This window comes from Clostridia bacterium, from assembly GCA_019683875.1.
Classification (GTDB): Bacteria; Bacillota; Sulfobacillia; order RBS10-35; family Bu92; genus Bu92.
This window is the reverse complement of sequence record JADGHN010000082.1, coordinates 1-7,734: the sequence shown is the minus strand read 5'-3', so window position 1 is coordinate 7,734 and position 7,734 is coordinate 1. Positions and strand designations below refer to the sequence as shown.

The following is a 7,734-nucleotide window of genomic DNA, read 5'->3' as shown; positions in this document are numbered from 1 at the left end:
GGCCTCGGCCTGGACGGCGCCCTCGGCAAGGTCGCCTCCAAGTTCACGGGTCCCGTGGCGCAGGAGTTCGAGGCGTACCTCAAGGCGACGCGCGTCGGCGCGAGCCGCGAGGATGCGCTCGGCCAGCTGGCGGAGCGGGTGGCCCTTCCCGAGGTGCGCAACGTGGTGGCGGCGATTCTCCAGGCGGAGCGGCTGGGTGCTTCGCTGACCCGCGTGCTGCGCCTGCAGGCGGAGGAGATGCGCCTGCAGCGCCGCCAGCGCGCGCAGGAGCAGTCGCTCCGCGCGCCCGTGAAGATGCTCTTTCCTCTGGTGCTGTTCATCTTCCCGACCATCTTCATCGTGCTCCTCGGGCCGGCGTTGATCCGCATCGTCGATACGCTGTTCTGAGCCTTGCAGGAGCAGGAGATCTTAAATGTAGTCCAAGGCTCGCAACACCAACGGCGACGCGGTGTCAGGGTTGAGCCCGCACACTGGCACCCATTCGGCGCCCAGAGAGTCGACGCCGTCGGCGTCTTTCTTCACGGATGCGTCACGAAGCTCCGGCACCACGCGATACAGAAACCCTAGATGGAGCAGTTCGATGGGTGCGTCTCGTCGTTCGGGGATGAAGGTGACCACCCGGGAATACGCGCCCAGCAGCTCGTTCAGCATGGAAGCGGACCAACATACATAAGTACGGGGTTGGTATGATGGCACCGCGACAGGTGGCGTTGACACGTGGGCCAGCCATGGGTGCTCAACTCAATTGCATTATTGGACGTCGCTCTACTATAACCCGTAGTTACAATGAAAGGAGGAGGACAACGCCTATGTCCTCCTCCTTTGAGTCGTCTGCTTCGAGCTTAGGAGGACTTCGATGAATGAGACAGTTGCCATTTACGCTACATGGGGAGGTTCAATCGCTTCAATTATTTTGACCATTTTAGGTGTTAGATACAAATCGGCTCCGGTGATTCTCGTTAGCGCTCTTATGACATCGTTGGTGTGGTATGCTGGATCGACCCTTTCCATAATTGCAATTCTGGTCGGGTTGGGCCAGATAATCTACGCGTTAAACCTATGGCTTCCTGACGACTGGAAAAAATAATGGCGGTAAAACGTTTCCATCGGGCATGTGTGCCAGGACCTCTCTTTTGAAGTTGCGCTGCAACAATGACCCCTCGCATCCAAGCCGTCCTTCTTAGCTGGGTTCACACCAGATTGTGACATGTCATCACCATGCAACCAGTAGCGTACTTGGGGACGTCTAGGTCGAGCACGAAACCGCTGACCACGCCAACCCAGACTCCTCCCGTAGGCCTTCATCCCCGCGTCGGTCTCGGCTGTTTGCAGACCCGCGCCATCACACCTCTTCTATCTCCTCTACGAGCAAACGGAGATCAGCTGCTCCAGATGAGTCTGATGGAAAATGATACAAACGGTACCGTTCGAAGAGCTCAGGCTGGGTGAACTCCGCTCATATGGCCCTTCCCGAGGTACGCAACGTGGTGGCGGCGATCCTCCAGGCGGAGCGGCTGGGCGCGTCGCTCACGCGGGTGCTGCGCATCCAGGCGGGGGAGATGCGCCTGCAGCGCCGCCAGCACGGGGCCGCGCCGACCGCGCGGCTGCCGCATTGGACGGGCTAGGGCGCGAAGGGGTCCGCGCCCGTCAGGGCGATGCGCACGCTCGGCAACCGCTGCCGGCCGTAGTCCTCTGGCGTCGAGCCCGGGGGCGGCACGACCTCCAACGTCAGGTTGGCGGATCTCCGCCCTCCGTCCGTAAACACTGCCTCGACGCGCACCGCGTAGGTTCCGAGCGCGACCCCCTTCGGAACGCGAAAGGACGCCCACCAGTTTTCCCATCCGCCCACATCGCTTGAACGATGAAGCGCGACGTGCCCCCACGGCGTGACGGCGTCAATGCGAGCGGCCGGCGCGGACGTTGAGGCGAGGATCGTCACGTCCGTGTCGGGTGGCACGCGGCTCGGGTGCAGCGACGCGTCCAGCCGCTTCATCTCAAGCCGGATTGGCAGGGGAGTCGAGGTGCGAGGCTCCGCGACGTACGACCGGATCTCCGCGCGCGCGTAGTAGACCCCCGGGGCGAGCGGACGAGCAGCGTCGTCGCGCCCGTCCCAGATGGCGACGACCCGGCTCGCGCCCGCGGGGACGACGCTGAGCGTGCGAAGCGTCTCGCCCTGGCTGTCCTCGACCCACACTCGCCACTGTGCCAGGTTTCCGTTTTGCAACGAGTGGGCGTGAATCGAGACGACATCCGCGATGCCGTCGTGGTCGGGCGAAAACGGGTTGGGGTCGGCCTCCAGGCGAACCCACGCGGAGCGGTAGATCACCGTCGCCGCCTCGCTTCTCGTGAGCGAAGACCGCGGACGAAGCGTCCGGTCGGGGTATCCCCGCAGAATCCGGAGCCGGATGGCGGCCCCGATCTCTTGCCTGAGGGCGGGTTGAACCTGCCACCCGTCACGGAAGCCGGAAAGCAGCGCGTCGACATCCGATGATGAGAGCGAACGAGCATACCCCTCGAGGCCGAGAGCTCGGATCAGCCACGCGACGGCGTCTTGACGCTCGATTTCCGCGCTCGGAGCGAAGGGCGTGCGCCCATCGGGCAGGATGCCCGTTCGATACGCGGCCACGAGCCAGGGAACGGCATCGAACTTACCATATATTAGAAATGAAGACGGCACGTCGACGTAGGGCAAAGCCCCGCCTTGGGGCGTGAGTTCGAAGGCCTTGGCCAGCATGACGGCATAGTGCACACGTTCCACTTCCGCGTCCGGTTCGAACCGTTCGACACGCACCCACGGCCGCGATCCGTACGGATGGACGGACCAACCGTCCGTGACGCCGACGCTCCAAAGGTCGTGAATCGCGTCGTACGCCCAGTCGCTTGACGGGACATCGTCGTACCAAGGCGATGTGGGTTCTCCCGCCGCCGCCGGCCGCACGGTCACCAAGACGATCAGCGCAGCGACCCAGACCGCGCGCCATGCACGCCTTCCCGATCCGCTCACTCCCATCACCTCGACAAGATGTTCCACACAAAAATTGGTAGTCCTGTCAGTTGCTGGGAAGGAGTTCCAGACCGTGGCGCGAATCCTCCTTCACAGAATCTGGAAGTGAGGAGGCGGTTTCGCTGCGCAGGGCGTTTCGTTGGCAGGAGGTGGCGCTGGTCGGATTCGCCGCATCCGCCGGACTGTTCGTGTTCTTCCAGTTCCGTGCGCTGTCCGCCACCGTCCCCGTCATCGTGGCGGCTCGCGACCTGTCCGCGCACCAGGCTGTCCGTCCCGGGGACGTGAGGGTGTCACAGTGGCCGGTGCGTTGGGTTCCACCCGGTGCCCTCCATAACTTGAGTGACGCAACCGACCGCTACAGCCTTCAACCGGTGGCGGCGGGACAACCGCTGATGAAGACGATGCTGTCGTCCGATCCGCGGGACGGTGGCGTGCGGGCGGCATTGGCTCCGGGAATGCAGGGGTTCGCCGTCCCCGTGGGGGACGAGCCTTTGCCGCCCATCCGGGTCGGAGATCTCGTCGACCTCGTCTACGTCAGTTCCAAATTGGAAGGTTTGAGCCTGTCCCGCCTTCTGGTGCGGGGCATCGAGGTCATCGGCGTCCAGGAGGCGCCGTCCGCGTTCGGCCAACCGGCGGACGTGGACGCCATCGTCGTGGCCGTTCGCCCGGACCAGGCGGAGCGCATCGCTTATGGGCTCGCGAACGGCCGCCTGTTCGTCGCGCTGGACTCATATGAACCTGCGGCGGAGCCCACGGCCGGGGTCGACGAGCGCTCTCTCTTTCAAGGAGAGGCGGTGATGTCCGGTGGCTCCTGACCTTCGCGTGTTCGTGGTCTCGGCGGACCGGGAGCTGGCCGCTTACGTTGCGGACTCGCCGGGGCTGAAGCTCGTGGGAGCGACGACGGATCGGACGCTCGCGCGTGCGGCGTTGACCGCCCTGATGGCCGACGTGTACGTGCTGGACTGGCGCGTGCTCGACATTCCTCAGGATCTGTCGGCCGTGGATCCGGCGACGTTCGCGGCCGCGGTCATCGTCGCGAAAGACACGCCGCCCATTCCGGGCTGGGAGCGCAGCGGAGGACACCGCCGCCTGTTTCCGGAGCCTTACGACCCGCTGGAGATCGTGGCGTGGGCCCAGTGGCTGAGCCAGACACAGCACGAGTACCGCCGTCAACAACCGGCGCAGAATCCCCCCGCAGCCGACGCTGCGCCGGAGTCGGACATGCCCACAAGGCGACTGCAGGGCGGGGATCCGGACGCCCCGGGCCGACTGACCCGGCTGCGAGAGCTTCGGGCAGGCGGTTGGCCCGTCGGGACACGGTCGGCGGCATCGGCGGACTCGCGCGCCACCAGCCGCGTTCTCGCGGTCTGCTCCCCGAAGGGCGGTGTCGGCAAGACGACCATCGCCGCCAATCTGGCCGTCGCGTTGGCCGTGTTGGGGCAAGACGTGCTTCTGGCGGATCTCGATCTGTCCTCATCCGACATTGGCGTCCACTTCGACTTGGACGGCGGGCCGACTCTTCTGGACCTTCTCCCCAAGTTGGAGGCGCTGGATCGACCGCGCCTGGACCGTGAGCTGCCCCGCCACATCAGCGGAGTTCGCGTTCTGCGAGGGCCCGCCCGGCCGGACCTTGCGCAGTACGTCACGACGGAGGATGTCATCCGCCTTCTGGACTGGTCTCGGAAGCACTTCAGCTGGGTCGTCGTCGACACGGCTCCGGATGCCGCGCAGGACGTCCTGTACCAGGTGATCGAGCGCGCCGACGTGACCCTGGTCGTCAGCTCCTTGGACGCCGCGTCGCTTCACCGTACGCGGATGTTCCTGAGCCTGCTGCGCCAGCTGTCCCTGCCCGTGAACGGGGATCTGCGCCTCGTCGTCAACCGCGCAACGGCGGGAAGCCCGGTGTCGGTCGGCGGCGTTCAAGGTTACCTCGGCCTCGCGCCGGCCGCAGTCCTGCCCGAGGATGTGCGCTCCTGCGAAAACGCCGTGTTCGACGGGCAGCCGCTCGTGTGGCGGGGCAAGCCGGCGGCCCTCGTCGACCCCATCCGCAGAATGGCCGCGGACCTGTGCGGCCATGCGGCGCCTGAGACGCAGCGGGCGAGATGGGCCCTGTGGAGCTCGCTTCAGAGGAGGTTGCGCGGATGAGCTCTCTGCGCGAACGGATGAACGTTTCGTCGATGGCGACGGGCGACGATACCCTGGATCGCGTGCGCGCCGCGCTCGCCGGCGCTGGGGAGGTGGTGGCGGCTGCCCGTCGCGATCCGGGCGCCCGGCGCTATCTCGAACAGGCGATCGCAAGCGCGGTGGCCCAGGAGGGCCAGCCGTCCACCCCCGACAGGGTCGCCCGGTTGGCCGAAGAGCTCCTGGGGTACGGCCCCTTGCAGCCGCTCCTGGAGGACCCGGCTGTCACCGACATCATGGTTAATGCCCCGGACGCCGTCTATGTGGAACGCGGCGGACGCCTGGAACGCACTCAGGCGCGCTTCCGTGACGAAGCGCACATCGTCGAGGTCGCCCGACGGATCGCGGCTGGTGCGGGCCGGCGGCTGGACGCGGCTCATCCGTACGTGGACGCAAGGCTTCCCGACGGCTCTCGGTTCCATGCGGTGCTGCCTCCGATCGCCATCCATTCGCCCTGCATGACGATCCGCCGGTTCGGGCGCACCTTTCCCAGCCTGGACGAGCTCGTCCAGCGCGGCGCGTTGTCCGTCACGATGTCCGCCACCCTCGCGCGCGCCGTGCGCTCGCGGATGAACGTGCTGATCGCCGGCAACACCGGCTCCGGCAAGACGACGCTTCTCAATGCGCTGTGCGGTGCCGTGGCGCCGCACGAACGCGTGATCACGATCGAAGACGCGGCGGAGCTGCGACTGCCTGTCGAGCACGTTGTCGCCCTCGAATGCCGTCCGCCGAACGTGGAGGGCCAGGGCGCCGTCACCCTGCGCGATCTTGTGCGCAATGCCCTCCGCATGCGCCCGGACCGCCTCGTCATCGGCGAGATGCGCGGCGCGGAAGCGTTTGACGTCTTGCAGGCCTGGCACACCGGGCACCGCGGCAGCTTGTGCACCCTTCACGCCAACGGTCCGGTCGACGCGCTGGACCGCTTCGCCACGCTGGCGGCGCTGGCCGGCGAGGGAGTGCCGTTCGACATCCTTCGGGCGCAGGTGCAGAGCGCCGTGGATCTCGTCGTCTTCCTGGAGCGCGATCCGGAAGGAGGACGACGCGTATCGCTCGTGTGCGAGGTGAGGGACGGCCGCTGCCAGCCCCTGTCGATCGCCGAGGACGGAGGGCCTGCGTACGTCGTTGCGCCGGCGGTCGACGCCTTCCACCGGCGCTGCCACTCCGCAGAAGGGACAGGCCGGGAAAGGAAGGCCGGAGGATGAACGTCTTCGGCGTGATGACCGCATTGGCCGCCGCTGCGGGCGCGGCCGCCGGCGGCTCCGTTCTGCTCGAGCGGACCGCGGAGACGCTCGTACTGCGGCGGTTGCACCCGAGGCGCCGGACCGCGTCGATCAGGCTCGGGCGGCGCCCCAGGGCGACGGGCGAACTGCCTTCGTTGCTGCTCGACATCGCGGCGGGGCTGCGCAGCGGGCTCGACCTGCCCATGGCGTTGCGTCATGCGTCGGGGAACGGTCGTTTGGGAGCGCGGTTGCGCCAGGCCGTCGAGGCGTACGATCTGGGCGCCCCGCTCGAAGACGCGCTGCAGTCTGTGCTCGCGCCTGAAGGTGACGAGGGCCAGGCGGTGGCGCGCGTGTTCCAGGTGCACGGCCGCACGGGTGGACAGCTGGCGCCGATGCTCGTCGTGATGGCTGAGGCGTTGGAGCGGCGACGCCTCGTGCACCGGGAGATGGCCGCGCGGAGCGCGGAAGCCCGGTACAGCGCAGCCTTGCTGGCGTCTCTGCCTCCCTTGCTCCTCCTCGGACTGTCCCGATGGGCGCCCGCCATGGCGGAACCGCTCTGGCGGACCGGGATCGGACACGCCGCGCTCCTGTACGCGGGGGTGAGCTGGGCGTTGGGGGTCGCCTGCTGCGTGGTCCTCCTTTCTCCGCTACACGGCATTCGCATCCGGCCGAGCGTCCGGACGGTGCATCGCCCGTGACGGCGGTTGGGGTGGCGGTGGCGGCCGCCGCGGCGGCGCTGGTGTTGGGACGGTTCCTCATTCCGGCGTCGGAGCGGTTGTCGGAGAGGAAGCACCGGTGGCGCGACCTGCTGCTGCGGACGCATGACGGCACGACGTGGCCGGGTCCCATGCTCGTGGCTGCGGCCGTCATTATGGGCGCTTCGGGTCGGTTCGTCCCCGCGGCCGTCACCCTTCTGCTCCCGTGGGCGGCGGGTCGGGTGTCGGCGAGGGTCGTCAAGGAACGCCTGCGGCGAAGCGCCGAGGATGAGGCGCCGGACGTACTCGACCTTGCGGCCTGCCTTGCCGCTGGAGGTCTGTCGCCACGGGAAGCGCTGGCCCAGGCGGCGGCAGCAGGGTCCGGCGCGCTTTCGCGCGCGGTCCGTCAAGCCGTCGAGCGAGCCCAGCTTGGCGCGGATTTCCTGGCAGAGCTTGATGCGGCATGCCTGCGTTTGCAGGCCCAGGAGGGCGCGGCGCTGGCTCGCGCCCTCGTTGCGGCGGAAGCGTTGGGAGCGCCGGTTGCGGACGTGTTGAGGGCCGAGGCCGATCGCTCTCGAGAGCGCCAGAGGCTGCGGCGAATCCAGCAGGCCGACGCGTTGCCCTTCAAGCTCAC

General features: G+C 67.3%; 9 protein-coding genes. 7 read left to right on the top strand and 2 right to left on the bottom strand.

All coding sequences use genetic code 11. The features are described from left to right. The coding region (locus IRZ18_07250; GenBank protein MBX5476897.1) for a type II secretion system F family protein at window positions 1-387 on the top strand (387 nt) is incomplete at its 5' end. 21 nt (window positions 388-408) lie between these two features. Here the strand turns inward: IRZ18_07250 and IRZ18_07245 are convergent. Next, window positions 409-651 (bottom strand): hypothetical protein, encoded by a 243-nt coding sequence (locus tag IRZ18_07245; GenBank protein ID MBX5476896.1) that lies wholly within the window; start codon window positions 649-651, stop codon window positions 409-411. Between the two features lie 794 nt (window positions 652-1,445). Between IRZ18_07245 and IRZ18_07240 the strand changes: the two genes are divergently transcribed. Beyond that, window positions 1,446-1,625: a hypothetical protein gene (locus IRZ18_07240; protein ID MBX5476895.1), complete on the top strand. Its 180-nt coding sequence runs from the start codon at window positions 1,446-1,448 to the stop codon at window positions 1,623-1,625. On the opposite strand, the gene IRZ18_07235 is transcribed toward IRZ18_07240, so the two are convergent. Next, a complete protein-coding gene (locus IRZ18_07235; protein MBX5476894.1) occupies window positions 1,622-3,004 on the bottom strand; it encodes an S-layer homology domain-containing protein in 1,383 nt (460 codons plus the stop codon). The two genes, IRZ18_07240 and IRZ18_07235, sit on opposite strands and share 4 nt — an antisense overlap. 149 nt (window positions 3,005-3,153) lie before the next feature. Between IRZ18_07235 and cpaB the strand changes: the two genes are divergently transcribed. The 5 genes from cpaB to IRZ18_07210 all read left to right on the top strand — a co-directional run. Next, on the top strand, window positions 3,154-3,819 hold the full coding sequence (gene cpaB / locus IRZ18_07230) for a Flp pilus assembly protein CpaB (protein ID MBX5476893.1): 666 nt from the start codon (window positions 3,154-3,156) through the stop codon (window positions 3,817-3,819). Further along, the gene (locus tag IRZ18_07225) at window positions 3,809-5,149 is read left to right on the top strand and encodes an AAA family ATPase (GenBank protein ID MBX5476892.1); all 1,341 of its coding nucleotides are present in this window, start codon (window positions 3,809-3,811) and stop codon (window positions 5,147-5,149) included. Before cpaB ends, IRZ18_07225 begins: the two co-directional genes overlap by 11 nt. Next, window positions 5,146-6,387: a CpaF family protein gene (locus IRZ18_07220; GenBank protein MBX5476891.1), complete on the top strand. Its 1,242-nt coding sequence runs from the start codon at window positions 5,146-5,148 to the stop codon at window positions 6,385-6,387. Before IRZ18_07225 ends, IRZ18_07220 begins: the two co-directional genes overlap by 4 nt. Then, window positions 6,384-7,103, top strand: coding sequence for a type II secretion system F family protein (locus tag IRZ18_07215; protein MBX5476890.1), 720 nt, complete (start codon window positions 6,384-6,386; stop codon window positions 7,101-7,103). The genes IRZ18_07220 and IRZ18_07215 overlap by 4 nt, the downstream gene beginning before the upstream one ends. After that, the coding region (locus tag IRZ18_07210) for a type II secretion system F family protein (GenBank protein ID MBX5476889.1) at window positions 7,100-7,734 on the top strand (635 nt) is incomplete at its 3' end. The genes IRZ18_07215 and IRZ18_07210, both read left to right, overlap by 4 nt.

What these genes read in the sequence shown, in the direction of transcription:
- IRZ18_07245 (MBX5476896.1), bottom strand. Translation starts at nt 651, where the DNA reads ATGCTGAACGAGCTGCTGGGCGCGTATTCCCGGGTGGTCACCTTCATC.
- IRZ18_07220 (MBX5476891.1), top strand. Translation starts at nt 5,146, where the DNA reads ATGAGCTCTCTGCGCGAACGGATGAACGTTTCGTCGATGGCGACGGGC.
- IRZ18_07215 (MBX5476890.1), top strand. Translation starts at nt 6,384, where the DNA reads ATGAACGTCTTCGGCGTGATGACCGCATTGGCCGCCGCTGCGGGCGCG.